17 protein-coding genes and 1 rRNA gene are annotated in these 16,733 nt (G+C 68.9%); all 18 read left to right on the top strand.

Annotated elements, in window-relative coordinates; genetic code table 11:
- Positions 1 to 145 precede the first annotated feature (145 nt).
- The 18 genes from rrf to der all read left to right on the top strand — a co-directional run bounded on the left by rrf (position 146) and on the right by der (position 16,725).
- A 5S ribosomal RNA gene (gene rrf, locus ACFC14_RS17140) occupies positions 146 to 262 on the top strand.
- A gap of 166 nt (positions 263 to 428) precedes the next feature.
- On the top strand, positions 429 to 1,427 hold the full coding sequence (locus ACFC14_RS17135) for a hypothetical protein (RefSeq protein ID WP_376107039.1): 999 nt from the start codon (positions 429 to 431) through the stop codon (positions 1,425 to 1,427).
- 38 nt (positions 1,428 to 1,465) lie between these two features.
- Positions 1,466 to 2,227, top strand: coding sequence for a hypothetical protein (locus tag ACFC14_RS17130; protein ID WP_376107036.1), 762 nt, complete (start codon positions 1,466 to 1,468; stop codon positions 2,225 to 2,227).
- Positions 2,227 to 3,264, top strand: a complete 1,038-nt coding sequence (locus tag ACFC14_RS17125) for an HAD-IIA family hydrolase (protein ID WP_376107033.1) — start codon at positions 2,227 to 2,229, stop codon at positions 3,262 to 3,264. Before ACFC14_RS17130 ends, ACFC14_RS17125 begins: the two co-directional genes overlap by 1 nt.
- 52 nt (positions 3,265 to 3,316) lie before the next feature.
- Complete coding sequence (locus ACFC14_RS17120; RefSeq protein ID WP_167381665.1) at positions 3,317 to 3,493, top strand: hypothetical protein; 177 nt, start codon at positions 3,317 to 3,319, stop codon at positions 3,491 to 3,493.
- Entirely contained in the window at positions 3,490 to 4,287 is a 798-nt protein-coding gene (locus ACFC14_RS17115; RefSeq protein WP_376107030.1) for a TlyA family RNA methyltransferase, read from the top strand. Before ACFC14_RS17120 ends, ACFC14_RS17115 begins: the two co-directional genes overlap by 4 nt.
- Positions 4,284 to 5,204, top strand: a complete 921-nt coding sequence (locus ACFC14_RS17110; protein ID WP_376107027.1) for an NAD kinase — start codon at positions 4,284 to 4,286, stop codon at positions 5,202 to 5,204. Before ACFC14_RS17115 ends, ACFC14_RS17110 begins: the two co-directional genes overlap by 4 nt.
- Positions 5,201 to 6,892, top strand: coding sequence for a DNA repair protein RecN (gene recN, locus ACFC14_RS17105; RefSeq protein WP_376107023.1), 1,692 nt, complete (start codon positions 5,201 to 5,203; stop codon positions 6,890 to 6,892). Before ACFC14_RS17110 ends, recN begins: the two co-directional genes overlap by 4 nt.
- A gap of 17 nt (positions 6,893 to 6,909) precedes the next feature.
- Positions 6,910 to 8,619, top strand: a complete 1,710-nt coding sequence (locus ACFC14_RS17100) for a CTP synthase (RefSeq protein WP_376107020.1) — start codon at positions 6,910 to 6,912, stop codon at positions 8,617 to 8,619.
- Entirely contained in the window at positions 8,612 to 9,193 is a 582-nt protein-coding gene (locus ACFC14_RS17095) for an NUDIX domain-containing protein (protein WP_376107017.1), read from the top strand. The genes ACFC14_RS17100 and ACFC14_RS17095 overlap by 8 nt, the downstream gene beginning before the upstream one ends.
- Positions 9,194 to 9,196: 3 nt before the next feature.
- On the top strand, positions 9,197 to 10,099 hold the full coding sequence (gene xerD, locus ACFC14_RS17090) for a site-specific tyrosine recombinase XerD (protein ID WP_376107014.1): 903 nt from the start codon (positions 9,197 to 9,199) through the stop codon (positions 10,097 to 10,099).
- A 156-nt stretch (positions 10,100 to 10,255) separates the two neighbouring features.
- Positions 10,256 to 11,089, top strand: coding sequence for a ParA family protein (locus ACFC14_RS17085; RefSeq protein WP_376107248.1), 834 nt, complete (start codon positions 10,256 to 10,258; stop codon positions 11,087 to 11,089).
- On the top strand, positions 11,079 to 11,927 hold the full coding sequence (locus ACFC14_RS17080) for a segregation and condensation protein A (RefSeq protein ID WP_376107246.1): 849 nt from the start codon (positions 11,079 to 11,081) through the stop codon (positions 11,925 to 11,927). Before ACFC14_RS17085 ends, ACFC14_RS17080 begins: the two co-directional genes overlap by 11 nt.
- Positions 11,917 to 12,561 carry an SMC-Scp complex subunit ScpB gene (gene scpB / locus ACFC14_RS17075; protein WP_376107011.1) on the top strand — a complete coding sequence of 215 codons (645 nt, stop codon included), beginning with the start codon at positions 11,917 to 11,919 and terminating at the stop codon, positions 12,559 to 12,561. The genes ACFC14_RS17080 and scpB overlap by 11 nt, the downstream gene beginning before the upstream one ends.
- Positions 12,558 to 13,364: a pseudouridine synthase gene (locus ACFC14_RS17070; RefSeq protein ID WP_376107008.1), complete on the top strand. Its 807-nt coding sequence runs from the start codon at positions 12,558 to 12,560 to the stop codon at positions 13,362 to 13,364. Before scpB ends, ACFC14_RS17070 begins: the two co-directional genes overlap by 4 nt.
- Positions 13,361 to 14,497 carry a prephenate dehydrogenase gene (locus tag ACFC14_RS17065; RefSeq protein WP_376107005.1) on the top strand — a complete coding sequence of 379 codons (1,137 nt, stop codon included), beginning with the start codon at positions 13,361 to 13,363 and terminating at the stop codon, positions 14,495 to 14,497. Before ACFC14_RS17070 ends, ACFC14_RS17065 begins: the two co-directional genes overlap by 4 nt.
- The gene (gene cmk, locus ACFC14_RS17060; protein ID WP_376107002.1) at positions 14,490 to 15,212 is read left to right on the top strand and encodes a (d)CMP kinase; all 723 of its coding nucleotides are present in this window, start codon (positions 14,490 to 14,492) and stop codon (positions 15,210 to 15,212) included. Before ACFC14_RS17065 ends, cmk begins: the two co-directional genes overlap by 8 nt.
- 40 nt (positions 15,213 to 15,252) lie before the next feature.
- Entirely contained in the window at positions 15,253 to 16,725 is a 1,473-nt protein-coding gene (gene der / locus ACFC14_RS17055) for a ribosome biogenesis GTPase Der (RefSeq protein ID WP_240745095.1), read from the top strand.
- Positions 16,726 to 16,733: the final 8 nt, after the last annotated feature.

Genomic DNA, 16,733 nt, shown 5'->3' with positions numbered 1-16,733 from the left:
CAGCTGACTGGTACTAATAAGCCGATGACTTGATAACACACCGTTTGTTGGTGCTACGCGTCCACTGAGTGGTTCTCGATGTACGGTCGAGAACCGCATAACAACAATGACTTTGTTATGTGTTTGATTGAAACATCAATAGTGTTTCGGCGGCCATAGCGTGAGGGAAACGCCCGGTTACATTCCGAACCCGGAAGCTAAGCCTCACAGCGCCGATGGTACTGCAGGGGGGACCCTGTGGGAGAGTAGGACACCGCCGGACTCCTTTTAGACAAAATGGCCACCCATCGATGGGTGGCCATTTTGCGTTTACACGAAAAGAACAGGGAGCATCATGCCAGAAGAGGAAGAGCGCCGTCCGCGTCGCAACGTCGACAGCGGATCGCGCGGCAATCGCGCTTCTGGCGGACGCCCCGGAAACAGCCGTGATGGTGCAGCCCCGCGTCGTGAGGGTGGCTACAACCGTGATGGCGCTGCTCCGCGTCGTGAGGGTGGTTACAACCGTGATGGCGCTGCTCCGCGTCGTGAGGGTGGTTACAACCGTGATGGTGGAGCCCCGCGTCGTGAGGGTGGCTACAACCGTGACGGTGGAGCAGCCCCGCGCCGTGAAGGTGGCTACAACCGTGATGGTGGTGCCCCTCGTCGTGAGGGCGGCTACAACCGTGACGGTACTGCTCCTCGTCGTGAGGGTGGTTACAACCGTGATGGTGGTGCCCCTCGTCGTGAAGGTGGCGGCTACAACCGTGACGGTGGAGCCCCGCGCCGTGAAGGTGGTGCCCCGCGCCGTGAAGGTGGCGGCTACAACCGTGACGGAGCAGCTCCGCGTCGTGAGGGTGGGTACAACCGTGACGGCGCAGCTCCGCGTCGCGAGGGTGGTGGGTACAACCGTGATGGTGGAGCTCCGCGCCGTGAAGGCGGCGGGTACAACCGTGATGGTGGAGCTCCGCGCCGTGAAGGCGGCGGGTACAACCGTGATGGTGGTGCCCCGCGTCGTGAGGGTGGCTACAACCGTGATGGTGGTGCCCCGCGTCGTGAAGGCGGCGGGTACAACCGTGATGGTGGTGCCCCGCGTCGTGAAGGTGGCTACAACCGTGATGGTGGTGCCCCGCGTCGTGAAGGTGGCTACAACCGTGATGGTGGTGCCCCGCGCCGTGAAAGCGGCGGGTACAACCGTGATGGTGGTGCCCCGCGCCGTGAAGGTGGCGGGTACAGCCGCGATGGTGGTGCTCCCCGTCGTGACTCCGCACCTCGTCGCGACGGCGGCGACCGCGATCGCTCGCGTTCCTTCCCGCAGCGCGCAGGCGCGGGCCGGGAGCGTCCGGTTCAGGCGGCCAACGAGCGTCCGCGGTTCGACGAGCCGCAGATCCCCGACGAGATCACGGCGCGCGATCTCAACGGGGCGGCTCGCAACGAGCTCAAGACCCTGAGCAAGGAAAATGCGGAGCATGTCGCGCGTCACCTGGCTATGGCGTCGAAGCTCATCGACGAGGACCCCGCCCTTGCCCACGAGCATGCACTCGCTGCTTCTCGGCGTGCCGGTCGTATCGCGATCGTCCGTGAGACTCTCGGCATCACTGCTTATGCGACGGGTGACTTCGCCCTCGCGCTCCGCGAACTCCGCACCTATCGACGCATCTCGGGCAAGGACGATCAGATCGCGCTCATGGTCGACAGCGAGCGTGGCATCGGTCGCTCCGATCGCGCCCTCGAGACCGGCCGCGCAGTCGACCGCTCAGCCCTCGAGACTCCGGTACGTGTTGCTCTGGCGATCGCGATGTCGGGCGCTCGCCTGGACCAGGGCGATCTTGAGCTGGCGCTCGGCGAGCTCGAGATCCCTGAGCTCGACCCGGATCGCGCATTCGAGTGGAGCCCGTCGCTGTTCGCCGCTCGCGCTGCCGTTCTCGAAGATCTCGGGCGCACGGAAGAGGCCGCGTTCTGGGCGCACCGTGCCGAGGTCGCCGCCGAGGCACTCGGTATCGACGAGGCCGGTGACGAGGAGATCTTCATCGAAGACAGCATGATCGAGGGCGAGTTCCTCGAGGAGGCTGAGGCTGAGGCTGAGGCTGAGGCTGAGGCTGAGGCTGAGGCTGAGGCTGAGGTGGATGACGAGTCGGACACCGACGAGTCGGACACCGACGAGTCGGCCGCGGCCGAGCCCTCGGTCGAGGACGAGGTCCGTGAGCTCCTGGGTGAGGACGAGACCGACGACTCGGACCCGGAGGCGTAGTGGCGCTGTTCTCACGCAAGCGTCCTCCGCGCACGCCTCTGGATGGGGTCGACACGGTTCTCGCTGATCTCGACGGCGTGGTCTATGCGGGCCCCGGCGCGTTGCCGTACGCGATCGACAGCCTCAATGAGGCCGCGAAGTCGGCGCGACTCGGCTACATCACCAACAATGCGGCTCGCACCGATGCATCCGTCGCGGAGCACCTCAGCAGCCTGGGGCTCCGCGTCGATGCGTCCGACGTGGTCACGAGCCCGCAGGCGGCCATGCGGCTGATGGCGAAGATCGTGCCCGCGCCGGCGACGATCCTGGTCGTCGGCGGCGATGGGCTCGTCGACGAGGTGCAGAAGGCCGGTTACACCGTCACGCGCAGCGCCGAGGATTCGCCGAGCGCCGTCGTCCAGGGGTTCGCCCCGGAGGTGGCGTGGACCGACCTCGCCGAGGCCGCTTTCGCCCTCAAAGCCCCTGAAGATGAGGGCGGCATCCCGTGGATCGCTACGAACACCGACTGGACGATCCCGCGTGAGCGCGGGGTCGCACCGGGTAACGGCACTCTCGTCTCCGCGGTGCACACTGCCATCGGTCGGTTGGCGACCGTCGCCGGCAAGCCCGAGGCGCCCATCTTCGAAGAGGCACTCGCCCGGTTCGGCGCGCAGAAGGCGCTGTTCATCGGCGACCGCCTCGACACCGACATCATGGGTGCGAGCCGGGTCGGGATCGACTCGGTGCTCGTCCTCACCGGAATCGACCGCCCCAAGCACGTGCTGGCTGCTCCCGATGGATCGCGTCCGACGTACATCCTCGGCGACCTGCGCGAGCTTCACGCGCCCTATCCGGAGGTCACGAAACGCGACGGCGTGTTCGACGTGAACGGCGCTGCCGTGCGGGTCGTGGGTGCGGACGTCGAGATCGTGGCGGAGTCCGGATCGCAGATCGACCTGTTGCGCGCCGGCGCAGCCGCGATCTGGGCATCGGGGACACCCGTATTCGTGTTGCGTGTTCCCGAGCGCCTCTACGACGACCCCTTCCATCGCCCCTGAGGCCGCTCGCGTCGCTCCGGCCGCCGTCGGAGGCGCCGCGTACAGTGGAACCGTGAGCGAAGAGACGACGAGTGCGCCGACTGACGGCCTGTGGAGCCGCCTGCGTCTGATCGAAGGGCAGCCTCTTCCGGCGCGAGCCGATGCGTACGCGAGCCTGCACGACGAGCTCTCCCGACGCCTCGAAAGCGGCGCGAAGCTCGACCAACGGGAGACCCCGGGATCCCGATGACGCGACTCGACGCTGCCCTCGCCGCCCGAGGACTCGCCCGTTCGCGCAGTCACGCGGCCACACTCATCGCCGAAGGGCTCGTGAGCATCGATGGTCGCCCGGTGGTGAAAGCCTCGACCGCCGTCGACGATGAGGCGCAGATCACGATCGCGGGCGCCGATCACTATGTCGGCCGCGCGGCTCACAAGCTCATCGCCGGGCTCGACGGATTCGCGATCCCGGTCGAGGGGCGCCTCGCGCTCGACATGGGGGCGTCCACCGGAGGATTCACGCAGGTGCTCCGGGAGCGCGGTGCACGAAAGGTGCTTGCCGTCGACGTCGGACACGGTCAGCTCGCCGCGTCGATCGCGGCAGACCCCGGCGTCGTCGCCGTCGAGGGCTACAACGTGCGTCACATGACGCGGGAGAACCTCACCGACGCGACTGGCGAGAGCGACGCACCCGACCTCGTGGTCGGGGACCTCTCGTTCATCTCTCTCGAGCTCGTGCTGCCGGCGGTGGCGGGCATCGCCGAGCCGGGATCCGACATCCTGCTGCTCGTGAAGCCGCAGTTCGAGGTCGGGCGCACCGCGGTGCGCGGCGGTCTGGTCACCGACCCCGCGACGCGCGCGGACGCCGTCGCCCGCACCGTATGGACCGCTTGGGATCTCGGGTTCGGGATGCTCGGCATCCTGCCCTCCCCGATCCTCGGAACGCACGGCAATGCCGAGTATCTGGTGCACCTCGCGCCGGGTCGGGGCAGCAATCCGACAGAATGGTTGGACAGCATCAACCGACTGGCAGGAGGACGATGAACGAGCGCAGCATCCTGGTCGTCGCCCACGCCGGCCGAGTCGACACCGTAGACGCCGCGCGCCGGGTGATCGGGGCCCTTCGGGAAGCCGGAGCCCGACCGGTGCTGGCCGCCGACGATCACGAGGCTCTCGTGGCCGTGGACGAGTTCTTCGCCGATACCGATGTGCTCGGTGTGTCCGTCGATCCTGCCGACCTCGAACTGGCGATCGTGCTGGGCGGCGACGGGACCATCCTCCGCGCCGCCGAGCTCGTCCGCGACAGCGGCGCACCCGTGCTGGGCATCAACATGGGCCACGTCGGCTTCCTCGCCGAGATCGACCGCGACGACATGGACAAAGCCGTTCGCCGCGTGATCGACCGAGATTACGAGGTCGAGGAACGGCTCGCGCTCTCCGTGCGGGTGAAGGATGCCGCAGGCGCGGTCGTCTACGAGACCTGGGCCCTCAACGAAGCCACGGTCGAGAAGGCCAGCCGGGAGCGGATGATCGAGGTCGTCCTCGAGATCGACGGTCGCCCGCTGTCGAGCTTCGGCTGCGACGGAATGGTCGTCTCCACTCCCACCGGATCGACCGCCTACAACTTCTCCGCCGGGGGACCGGTCATCTGGCCGAGCGTCGAGGCGATCGCCGTGGTGCCGCTGTCGGCGCACGCGCTCTTCGCCAAGCCCCTGGTCGTGAGCCCCGATGCCTCGGTCGCGATCGAGATGCTCGAGCGCACCGACGGCTCGGGAATCCTGTGGTGCGACGGCCGACGCTCACACGACCTCCCGCCCGGCGCGCGCGTCGTGGTCCGCCGGTCATCGCGCCCGGTGCGACTCGCACGTCTGCATCCCACGGCGTTCACCGACCGGCTCGTGCGCAAGTTCCAACTGCCCGTCGAAGGATGGCGCGGACAGGCGCAGGGGGCGCCGTCATGATCGAGGAGATGAGGATGCAGGGCCTCGGCGTGATCGCCGATGCCGTGCTGCCGCTCGGTCCGGGGTTCACGGCGATCACCGGCGAGACCGGTGCCGGAAAGACGATGGTGGTCACGGGGCTCGGACTGCTGCTGGGTCAGCGCGCCGATTCCGGTGCGGTGCGCGCCGGTGCCGCCCAGGCCTCGGTCGCCGGTGTCTGGATCGTCCCCGAGAAGGGCGACGTCTCCGAGATCGTCGCCGACGCCGGGGGAGAGCTGGAGCCCGCAGGAGCCGGAAACGCCGAACTGTATGTCTCACGCACGCTGAGCGCCGAGGGCCGCAGCCGAGCGAGCGTCGGTGGCCGCGCCGCACCTGCAGGTGTGCTCTCGGCTCTGGCTGAAGAACTCGTCGTGGTCCACGGACAGTCCGAGCAGCTGCGTCTGCGATCCGCCGCTGCGCAGCGCGACGCGCTCGACCGCTTCGGCGGTGCTCCGATCGCGAAGGCGCTCGAGACGTACGCCGGCTCCTTCGCCCGCTGGCGGACACTCGACGCCGAGATCTCCGAGATCACCGAGAACCGCGACCGCCGCGCGGAAGAGGCAGCGCGACTGCGCGAAGCCCTCGCACTGATCGAGGCGACCGCGCCGGAGCCGGGGGAGGATCAAGAGCTCGCCGAGCGTGCGGAGCGACTCGCGAACGCGGAAGAGCTGCGCCTGGCCGCCTCCCTCGCGCATGGTGCGCTCTCGAGCGAAGACGGCGAGCCCGACGCGTCGGCCCTCGTCGCAGAGGCGCGTCGTCTGCTCGAGCGCACCGCCGATGCGAAGCTCACCGAGATCGGCGAGAGCATCGCCGACATCGGCTACCGGATCGCCGACACGGCCGGGCTCCTGTCCGCGTACCTGGCCGACCTCGACGAGACGGGCCCCCACGAGCTCGCCGCGGTCGAAGAGCGTCGTGCGGCACTCGGGACCCTGATCCGTGCGCACGGCTCTCTCGACGAGGCTTTGGCGCTCTGGCAGACCGGGTCGGCCCGCCTGGCCGAGCTCGACGACGACGGCGATCGCATCGAACGCCTCATCGCCGAGCGCGATGCGGCGCGGGCCGAACTCGATGCGCATGCCGCCGCGCTCACCGCGACGCGCACCGAGGCGGCTGCACGTCTCGGCGATGAGGTCACCGCCGAGCTGCACGCCCTCGCGATGCCGGATGCGCGCCTCGAGGTCGCCGTCTCGGAGGGGGCCGAGAGCACCCACGGCCGAGATGACGTCGCCATCCTCCTCGCCCCGCATCCGGGCGCGGAGCCCCGCTCCGTCTCCAAGGGCGCCTCGGGCGGTGAGCTGTCGCGCGTGATGCTCGCGATCGAGGTCGTCATCGCCGCGACCGACCCGGTCCCCACGTTCGTCTTCGATGAGGTCGACGCCGGAATCGGAGGTGCGGCCGCCATCGAAGTGGGGCGGCGACTCGCCCGGCTCGCAGAGAAGTCGCAAGTCATCGCGGTGACGCACCTCGCGCAGGTCGCCGCGTTCGCGAACAATCACCTGTCGGTCGTGAAGGCCAATGATGGCGCGGTCACGGCCTCGAGCGTACGGCGTCTCGAGGGTGAGGACCGAGAGGCCGAGATGGCCCGTCTGCTGTCCGGACTCACCGATTCCGATGCCGCACTGACCCACGCGCGTGAACTTCTCAGCCTCCGCGTCCCCACCGCCTGATAGGATCGAAGCCCGTGATGAACTCTTCTTCCGCGGCACCCAAGAACGACACGACCAAGCACATCTTCGTGACTGGTGGTGTCGTTTCGTCTTTGGGCAAGGGACTGACGGCGGCCAGCCTCGGCAACCTCCTCACGGCCCGCGGTCTGCGCGTCGTGATGCAGAAGCTCGACCCTTATCTGAACGTCGATCCCGGCACGATGAACCCGTTCCAGCACGGTGAGGTCTTCGTCACGGACGACGGCGCCGAGACCGACCTCGACATCGGACACTACGAGCGTTTCCTCGACATCAACCTGTCCGAGGCCGCCAACGTCACCACCGGCCAGATCTACTCGCAGGTGATCGCGCGCGAGCGCCGCGGCGAGTACCTCGGCGACACGGTGCAGGTCATCCCGCACATCACCGACGAGATCAAGCGTCGGATGCGGCTCCAGGCCAGCGAAGACCCGCGCCCCGACGTGATCATCACCGAGGTCGGCGGCACGGTCGGCGACATCGAGTCGCAGCCGTTCCTCGAATCCGCCCGCCAGCTCCGTCATGAGCTCGGCCGCGACAGCGTGTTCTTCGTGCACGTGTCGCTCGTCCCGTTCATGGGGGCGTCGGGGGAGCAGAAGACCAAGCCGACGCAGCACTCCGTCGCGGCGCTCCGTCAGGTGGGTATCCAGCCCGACGCGCTCGTGCTCCGCAGCGATCGTCCCGTGAGCGCGAGCAACCGCAACAAGATCGCCCTCATGTGCGACGTCGACGTCGAGGGCGTCATCAACACTGTCGACCTGCCGAGCATCTACGACATCCCGTCGACGCTCAACGACCAGGGTCTCGACTCCTACATCGTGCGCCGCCTCGGCCTCGACCAGAAGGCCGCAGAAGAGGTCGACTGGACGCGCTGGAGCAAGGTGCTGCACGCCGTGCACAACCCCAAGCACGAAGTCACGATCGGCCTGGTCGGCAAGTACATCGACCTGCCCGACGCCTACCTCTCGGTGACCGAGGCGCTCAAGGCCGGCGGTTTCGCGCAGGAGACCAAGGTCAACATCCGCTGGATCCCCTCGGACCTCTGCGAGACGCCGGAAGGCGCCCAGGAGCAGCTGGCCGAGCTCGACGGCATCTGCGTGCCCGGCGGCTTCGGCATCCGCGGCATCGAGGGCAAGCTCGGCGCCCTGAAGTTCGCGCGCGAGCAGGGCATCCCGACGCTCGGTCTGTGCCTCGGTCTGCAGTGCATGGTCATCGAGTACGCGCGCGATGTGGCCGGCATCATCGGCGCCTCGTCGAGCGAGTTCGACCCGGAGACCTCCGAGCCCGTCATCGCCACGATGGCGGAGCAGGTCGACATCCTCGACGGCGGCGACCTCGGCGGCACGATGCGCCTCGGCCTGTACCAGGCGGCCCTCGCCGAAGGATCGCTCGCCCGTGAGCTGTACGGTGCGCCGGAGGCCTCCGAGCGGCACCGTCACCGCTACGAGGTCAACAACGCCTACCGCGACCGTCTGACGGAAGCCGGCCTGGTCTTCTCCGGACTCAACCCCGAGCTCGACCTGGTGGAGTACGTCGAGCTGCCGCGCGACGTGCACCCGTATTACATCGCCACGCAGGCACACCCGGAACTGCGCTCGCGTCCCACCGCGCCGCACCCGCTGTTCCGCGGGCTCGTCGGCGCCGCGATCGAGCGTCACCGTGCGAGCGAGCTGTTCGACGTGAGCGATGACGTCACGGCCGATGCCTGAGTCGACCGAGCCCCTCCGGGACGAGCCGTTCGAGCCGGAGGTGCTCCAGAGCGATCTCGTCTACGAAGGCCGGGTCTGGGACGTGCGCTCCGACCGCGTGCGCTACGGCGATGGCGAGATCGTGCGGCAGTACGTCGACCACACGGGTGCGGTGGCGATCCTCGCACTCGATGACGACGGGCGGGTCCTGCTGATCCAGCAGTACCGGCATCCGATCCGTCATCGGGACTGGGAGCTGCCCGCCGGCCTGCTCGATGTCGAGGGGGAGGAGCCGCTCGCGGCCGCCCAGCGCGAGCTCGCGGAGGAGGCCGACCTCGTGGCCGCCCACTGGGAGCCGCTGGTCTCGTCGTGGACCACGCCCGGCGGCAACGACGAGGTCATCCACATCTTCCTCGCGACGGGCATCTCGTCGGCCGAGAACCCGCACGATCGCGAGGATGAGGAAGCGGACATCCGTGTCGAGTGGGTGCCGCTGGCCGACGCGGTGGATGCCGTTCTCGAGGGCCGCATGCACAACGGCATCCTCACGATCGGCGTGCTGGCCGCGGCGCAGAGGCTGCGCGATCGGGGCTGAGGGATGCTGCTCGAGCGCGCCCTCGACGCGTACCTGCGTCACGTCACGATCGAGCGCGGCCTGAGCGAGCACACGATCGCCGCCTATCGGCGCGATCTCGACGGCTACTGCGAGTGGCTCGCGGCGGAAGGCGTCACCGACACGTCGGAGGTCACCCCGGCGGTGATCGACCGCTTCATCGCTGCGCGCGCGTCCGCCGAGCCGGCCCCGGCGTCGTCGAGCCTGGCGCGGCTGCAATCGTCCGTGCGGGGCTGGCATCGATTCCTCGCCCGTGAAGGCGTGGAGGTCGACGACCCGAGCGGGCGGCTGCGCCCGCCCAAGGCACCCCGTCGCCTTCCGAAGGCGCTGACGATCGATCAGGTCGAGAGGCTACTCGGCGCTCCCTCTGCCGAGGACCCGATCGGCGTGCGCGACCGCGCCCTCCTGGAGCTCCTCTACGCCACCGGTGCCCGTGTGTCGGAGGCGATCGGACTCGATGTCGACGACCTGGCGCACGGCGACGTGCTGCGGCTGCGGGGCAAGGGCTCGAAGGAGCGCATCGTGCCCATCGGGTCGTTCGCGCGCGCGGCCGTCGACGCCTACCTCACCCGCGTCCGCCCGGCACTCGCGGCCAAGGGGCGCGCGTCGGCCCGGCTGTTCCTCGGCGCCCGCGGGGCACCGCTGTCACGACAGAGCGCCTGGCTCGTGATCCGTGCGGCTGCCGAGAAGGCGCAGATCACCTCCGAGGTGTCGCCGCACACGCTGCGGCACTCCTTCGCGACGCATCTGCTGCAGGGCGGTGCCGACGTGCGCGTCGTGCAGGAGCTCCTCGGACACTCGTCGGTCGCGACGACGCAGATCTACACGCACGTCTCGGTGGATACCCTGCGCGACATCTACGCCACATCCCACCCGCGCGCGCGCTGAGCTCCGCCGATGCGGGAGAGGCGCCGTGCCGCGTGCCGAGGCGGCTGAGGAACGGCCCGACCGGTACAATCGACCAAGCACGAAGGAGCAGGAGAATCGGTGGCTGAGAAAGTGGCGAAGTCCAGGGCGAAGGCGCAGAAGGCCGACGAGACCCCCATGGGACCCACCGGCCGTCCGTATCACGGGTTCGCGATCCCGGAACCGTTGAAGGCTCACGGCCCCGCGCGAATCATCGCGCTGTGCAACCAGAAGGGCGGCGTCGGCAAGACGACGACCTCCATCAACCTGGCCGCCGCTCTCGCGGAGTACGGCCGGAAGGTGCTCGCCGTCGACTTCGACCCGCAGGGTGCACTGTCCGCCGGCCTCGGCATCCCGACGCACGACGTGCCGACGATCTACGACCTCCTGCTCGACACGAAGCGCGACGCCCACGACGCGATCGTGCACTCCAGCGTCGAGGGTCTCGATGTCATGCCCGCGAACATCGACCTGTCGGCCGCCGAGGTGCACCTCGTCAACGAGGTCGCCCGTGAGACGATCCTCGCCCGGGTCCTGCGCCAGGTCGCGGGGGAGTACGACGTCATCCTCATCGACTGCCAGCCCTCGCTCGGCATCCTCACCGTAAACGCCCTCACCGCCGCACACGGAGTGATCATCCCGCTCGAGTGCGAGTTCTTCGCCCTGCGCGGTGTGGCGCTGCTCATCGAGACGATCGACAAGGTGCGCGACCGGCTGAACCCCTCCATCACGATGGACGGCCTGCTGGCGACGATGTACGACCCGCGCACGCTGCACTCCCGCGAGGTCCTCGAGCGCGTGGTCGAGGCTTTCGGGGACGACGTGCTGGAGACCGTGATCGGCCGCACCGTGAAGTTCCCCGATGCGTCGGTGTCGGGTGTGCCCATCACCGAGTTCGCCCCCGAGCACGCGGCCGCTCAGGCATACCTGCGGCTGGCGCGGGAGCTGGTCGCCCGTGGCGCTGTCGCCTAGCGAGGAGTCCGTCGACGCGACGCTCGAGGAGAGCGCGGGCGATACGGTCGCGACCGATCCAGGCTTCCGGGTCTCGCTGTCCAACTTCGACGGCCCGTTCGACCTGCTTCTGAACCTCATCTCGAAGCATGAGATGGACATCACCGAGGTCTCGCTGAGCGCGGTCACGAACGAGTTCATCGCGTACCTCGGTCAGCTCGAGAACGATGAGGAACTGGATCAGGCATCCGAGTTCCTCGTCGTCGCAGCCACGCTCCTCGACATGAAGGTGGCCGGACTCCTCCCGCAGGGCGAACTGGTGGATGCCGAAGCCGTCGCGCTGCTCGAGGCGCGCGACCTGCTGTTCGCACGCCTGCTGCAGTACCGAGCCTTCAAGGAGGTCTCGGCGTGGTTCGGCCGCTGTCTGCAGCGCGAAGACCGTCGGCACGTCCGTGCGGCACGACTCGACGAGAAGCACCGCAAGCAGACACCCGAGCTCGTGTGGTCGCTCACTGCCGACGACTTCGCGGCGCTCGCGCTCCTGGCCTTCGCGCCCAAGGAGATACCGCACGTCGGACTCGACCACCTGCACGCGCCGCTGGTCAGCATCCGGGAGCAGGCCGCGATCGTCGTCACGCTGCTCCGCGGCACGGAGTCGCTGAGCTTCCGCGAGCTCGTCTCGGGGGTGAGCGAGCCCGGCATCGTGGTCGCCCGCTTCATCTCGGTGCTGGAGCTCTATCGCCACGCGGCGCTGTCCTTCGAACAACTGGAACCGCTCGGCGAGCTCACGCTGCGCTGGGCCGCCGACTCCTGGTCGGACGAGACTCTTGCGACCCTGGGGGCCGACTATGACCGATGACCTGACCGAGACCGTCGACGAGGTGGCGGAGGCGAGCTCCGACGAGGCGACGTCGGACGAGGCGACAGACGCTACTGAGATCCCGCTGTCCGAGCGCATCGAGGCCATCCTCCTGATCGTCGACGAGCCGCTAGGACTCGTGGCGCTGGCCGCCGCGGTCGGCTCCCCGGTTCCCGCCGTGCGGCAGACGCTGGAGACGCTGGTCGACGATTACGACGGCAAGGGCAAGGGTCCTCGCCGTGGCTTCGAGCTGCGCGAGGTCGGCGGCGGCTGGCGTCTGTATGTGCGCGAGGATCTCGATTCTCTGGTCGCGGAGTTCGTCGGCGGACAGGCACCGGCCCGGCTCTCGCAGGCTGCCCTCGAGACACTGGCGGTCATCGCGTACAAGCAGCCGGTGACCCGCAGCCAGGTCGCCTCCATCCGTGCGGTGAACGTGGACTCCGTCGTGCGCACCCTCCTCGCCCGTGGTCTGATCACGGAGCTGTTCGCCGACTCCGAGACCGGCGCGATCAACTACGGCACGACCGACGCGCTCCTGCAGCACCTGGGCATCAACTCGCTCGACGAGCTGCCCCCGATCTCCCCTCTGCTCGACGACGGTGCAGACGGTTTCGACGAAGGGACCATCCGATGACCGGCTTCGACGCCTCCACCGACTCCGAGGGCGCGCCCGAGGGCATCCGGCTGCAGAAGGTGCTCGCCGGCGCCGGGGTGGCTTCGCGCCGCGTCGTCGAGCAGTACATCACCGAGGGACGCATCCGCGTCAACGGCATCGTCGTCTCCGAGCTCGGCCGGCGCATCGACCCGGCGCACGACCTCGTCGACGTCGACGGCACCGCCGTGCAGCTCGACGTCTCCAAGCGCTACGTCATGCTCAACAAGCCCACCGGCGTGGTCAGCAGCATGAAGGACGAGAGCGGTCGCCCCGACCTCCGTCGCTTCACCGAAGACTACGAGGAGCGCCTCTACAACGTCGGCCGCCTCGACGCGGAGACCAGCGGTCTGCTCATCCTCACCAACGACGGCGCGCTCGCGCACGTGCTCGCTCACCCGTCGTTCGGCGTGACCAAGGTCTACATCGCCAAGGTCGAGGGCACGGTGCTGCCGCAGACGATCTCGAAACTCACGAAGGGCATCGAACTCGAAGACGGGCCGATCGCCGCCGACAAGGCACGTCTGCTGGACACCTCGCGCGGGTCGAGCCTGGTCGAGCTGACGCTGCACTCCGGACGCAACCGCATCGTGCGCCGGATGCTCGCCGCGGTCGGGCATCCCGTCACCGAACTGGTGCGTCGGCAGTTCGGACCGCTCCACCTGGGAACCCTCCCGGCGGGGAAGACGCGGGAACTGACTAAAATCGAACTCGGCGCGCTTCTCACTCTGTCGCGCCGTGATTCCGGTGTCGCCGAGGCGCCAGGCGAGCAGGAGAACGAATGACCGATACGACGAGTGCGCCCACGGCGCGGAGGGCAGGCGTTGTCGCGCCGCGCCTCTCCGGTACCGTTCGCGTCGTCGGTGCCGGTCTGCTCGGCGCGAGCGTCGGGCATGCGCTCAGGTCGAAGGGGATCGACGTCGTCCTGACGGATGCCTCGCCCGCTCAGCTGCGTCTCGCGGTCGACTACGGCGCCGGTCGCCTCGCCGCCGACGATGACACGCCCGCTCTGATCGTGGTGGCCGTGCCGCCCGACGTCACCGCCGACGTGATCCAGGCCGAGCTCGAGCGGTTCCCGGAGGCCGTCGTCACCGACGTCGCCAGCGTGAAGCTCGAGCCGTTCCGCACGCTGCAGGCTCGTGGCGTCGACCTCACCCGCTATATCGGCTCCCACCCGCTCGCCGGACGGGAGCGCGGTGGAGCGATCTCGGCACGCGCCGACCTCTTCGTCGGTCGTCCCTGGGTCGTGTGCCGCGATGAAGACACGAAGGCCGCCGATCTCGCGCTGGTCGAAGCCCTCGCCCTCGACGTGGGCGCGATGCCGCTCGAGATGACGCCGGAGGAGCACGACCGATCCGTCGCGCTCACCTCGCACGTGCCGCAGGTGGTGGCGAGCCTGCTCGCCGGCCGTCTCGCCGATGCCGAAGAGGGTGCGCTTCGGCTGGCCGGCCAAGGGGTGCGCGACACCACGCGCATCGCAGCCTCGGCCCCTGAGCTCTGGGTGCAGATCCTCGGTGCGAATGCCGGCCCGGTCGTCGAGATCCTCGATGCCCTCGCGGGCGATCTCGCCGACGTCGCGGCCGCGCTGCGTGAGCCGAGCGCTCCGGGTGCCCGGCGCATCGTCGCCGAGACGATCCGTCAGGGCAACGACGGAGTCGACCGACTTCCCGGGAAGCACGGACAGAACCAGCGCTTCGAGTCGGTCGTCGTCATGGTCGACGACACCGCCGGTCAACTGGGCCGCCTGTTCGGCGAGCTCGGGGAACTCGGCGTGAACGTCGAGGACCTCCGACTCGAACACTCGCCCGGTGCGCAGTTCGGCCTGGCGGAGATCAGCGTCGACCCCGCCGCACTGCACGGGGCGATCACCGGACTCCAGGAACGCGGATGGCGGATCGCGGGGAACACCAATGACTGACACCACCACCCCGTCCTCGGCTCCGGCGCACGGCACCGACGCGACGAAGTTCATCGCCATCGACGGCCCGGCCGGCTCCGGCAAGTCGAGCGTGTCGAAGGCAGTGGCCCGCACGCTCGGTTTCGGCTACCTCGACACGGGTTCCGCGTACCGCGCACTCGCGTGGCACGTGCTGGACCGCGGTGCCGACACGTCCGATGCCGACGCGGTCCTCGCCGCCGCATCCGATTTCCCGGTGCAGCTGGGACTAGACCCCGACGACCGCACCGTGCGCGTCGGCGATGCCGATGTCACCGAGGCCATCCGGGACCCGCGGGTCTCCGGTGCCGTGAGCGGCGTGGCGCGCGTGCCCGCGGTGCGTGCCCAGGTGAACGAGCTGTTCCGCAGGCTCGTCGCCGAATCCCCGTACCCGGCCGTCGTGGTCGAAGGTCGCGACATCACCACCGTCGTCGCGCCGGACGCCCCCGTGCGGATTCTCCTCACCGCGGCCCCCGAAGTACGGGCCGCCCGACGCGCCGGTGAACTCGCCGGTGAGAACGCGGCAGCTGTCGCCGCGGCGCTGCACAAGCGCGACGCCTCAGACAGCGCCGTCGTCGACTTCCTGAACGCCGCAGCAGGCGTCGAGGTCGTCGATTCGACGGAACTCGATTTCCCCCAGACCATCGACGCCGTCCTCACGGTGATCGAACGAATCCAAGGAGCACACCGTGGCTGACGACGAATACGAAGGCGGCCCCGACCAGCTCGCCGAGAAGATGGAGAACATCGACGAGCATCTGGCCGAGCAGCGCGCGGAGACCCTGCGCGCCGGTCTCGCCGACTACGAGCTGGACGATGAGGACGCAGAGCTTCTCGCGGGTATCACGCTCGGCGAGGACGGCATCCACTACAGCCCGGCGCTTCCGGTGGTGGCGATCGTGGGGCGGCCGAACGTGGGCAAGTCCGCGCTCGTCAACCGCATCCTCGGCCGCCGCGAGGCCGTCGTGGAGGACACTCCCGGCGTGACCCGCGACCGTGTGACGTACAAGGCCGAGTGGGCCGACCGGCGGTTCTCCCTCGTCGACACCGGCGGCTGGGAGCCCGACGCCCGCGGTATCGACCGTTCGGTCGCGATGCAGGCCGAGGTCGCGATCGACCTCGCCGACATGGTGCTGTTCGTGGTCGACGCGATGGTCGGCGCCACCTCGACCGACGAGCACGTCGTGAAGCTGCTGCGCAAGAGCGGCAAGCCGGTGTTCCTCGTCGCCAACAAGATCGATGACGCCCGCCAGGAGCCGGAGACGGCGGGCCTGTGGAGCCTGGGCCTGGGCGAGCCCTGGCCGGTGTCGGCCATCCACGGACGCGGCGTCGCCGACCTGCTGGATGCCGTGCTGAAGAAGCTTCCCGAGGTCTCGGCCGTCGCGAAGCAGGAGATCGGTGGACCGCGTCGTGTCGCCATCCTCGGTCGCCCGAACGTGGGCAAGTCGTCGCTGCTGAACAAGGCGGCCGGCGAGGAGCGCGTGGTCGTGAACGACCTGGCCGGCACCACCCGCGACCCGGTGGACGAGGTCGTCGAGCTCGGCGGCAAGATGTGGCGTCTGGTCGACACGGCCGGCATCCGTCGTCGCGTGCACATGGCGCAGGGTGCGGACTTCTACGCCTCGCTCCGTACCTCTGCGGCGCTGGAGAAGGCCGAAGTCGCCGTCGTCGTGCTCGATGTCTCCGAGACGATCAGCGAGCAGGACGTGCGCATCATCGACCTCGTGCTGGAGTCGGGTCGCGCGCTCGTGCTCGCGTTCAACAAGTGGGACCGTCTGAACGACGACGACCTGGAGAACGCCGACCGTCGTCGCTACCTCGAGCGTGAGATCGAGCAGGACCTGGCGCACGTCGCCTGGGCTCCGCGCGTGAACATCTCGGCCAAGACCGGTCGTCACCTCGACAAGCTGGTTCCCGCGCTGGAGACGGCGCTGGAGAACTGGGACCGTCGTATCCCGACGGGCAAGTTCAACGCGTTCCTCGCGGAGCTCGTCGCCGAGCACCCGCACCCGCTGCGCGGTGGCAAGCAGCCGCGCATCCTGTTCGGCACGCAGGCGTCGACGCGCCCGCCGACGTTCGTGCTGTTCACGACCGGATTCCTCGACCCCGGATACCGACGGTTCATCCAGCGGCGTCTGCGCGAGCTCTACTCGTTCGAGGGCACGCCGATCGTGATCAACATGCGCGTGCGCGAGAAGCGCCAGCGCTGATCTGTTCC

It is taken from the genome of Microbacterium sp. NPDC055988, assembly GCF_042269505.1.
Taxonomy (GTDB): Bacteria; Actinomycetota; Actinomycetes; order Actinomycetales; family Microbacteriaceae; genus Microbacterium.
This window is presented reverse-complemented; position numbering and strand designations above follow the sequence as displayed.

What these genes read in the sequence shown, in the direction of transcription:
- ACFC14_RS17130 (WP_376107036.1), top strand. Translation starts at nt 1,466, where the DNA reads ATGGCGTCGAAGCTCATCGACGAGGACCCCGCCCTTGCCCACGAGCAT.
- ACFC14_RS17095 (WP_376107017.1), top strand. Translation starts at nt 8,612, where the DNA reads ATGCCTGAGTCGACCGAGCCCCTCCGGGACGAGCCGTTCGAGCCGGAG.
- der (WP_240745095.1), top strand. Translation starts at nt 15,253, where the DNA reads ATGGAGAACATCGACGAGCATCTGGCCGAGCAGCGCGCGGAGACCCTG.
- ACFC14_RS17085 (WP_376107248.1), top strand. Translation starts at nt 10,256, where the DNA reads ATGGGACCCACCGGCCGTCCGTATCACGGGTTCGCGATCCCGGAACCG.
- ACFC14_RS17100 (WP_376107020.1), top strand. Translation starts at nt 6,910, where the DNA reads ATGAACTCTTCTTCCGCGGCACCCAAGAACGACACGACCAAGCACATC.
- xerD (WP_376107014.1), top strand. Translation starts at nt 9,197, where the DNA reads ATGCTGCTCGAGCGCGCCCTCGACGCGTACCTGCGTCACGTCACGATC.
- recN (WP_376107023.1), top strand. Translation starts at nt 5,201, where the DNA reads ATGATCGAGGAGATGAGGATGCAGGGCCTCGGCGTGATCGCCGATGCC.
- ACFC14_RS17115 (WP_376107030.1), top strand. Translation starts at nt 3,490, where the DNA reads ATGACGCGACTCGACGCTGCCCTCGCCGCCCGAGGACTCGCCCGTTCG.
- ACFC14_RS17070 (WP_376107008.1), top strand. Translation starts at nt 12,558, where the DNA reads ATGACCGGCTTCGACGCCTCCACCGACTCCGAGGGCGCGCCCGAGGGC.
- ACFC14_RS17110 (WP_376107027.1), top strand. Translation starts at nt 4,284, where the DNA reads ATGAACGAGCGCAGCATCCTGGTCGTCGCCCACGCCGGCCGAGTCGAC.
- cmk (WP_376107002.1), top strand. Translation starts at nt 14,490, where the DNA reads ATGACTGACACCACCACCCCGTCCTCGGCTCCGGCGCACGGCACCGAC.
- ACFC14_RS17135 (WP_376107039.1), top strand. Translation starts at nt 429, where the DNA reads ATGGTGCAGCCCCGCGTCGTGAGGGTGGCTACAACCGTGATGGCGCTG.
- ACFC14_RS17065 (WP_376107005.1), top strand. Translation starts at nt 13,361, where the DNA reads ATGACCGATACGACGAGTGCGCCCACGGCGCGGAGGGCAGGCGTTGTC.
- scpB (WP_376107011.1), top strand. Translation starts at nt 11,917, where the DNA reads ATGACCGATGACCTGACCGAGACCGTCGACGAGGTGGCGGAGGCGAGC.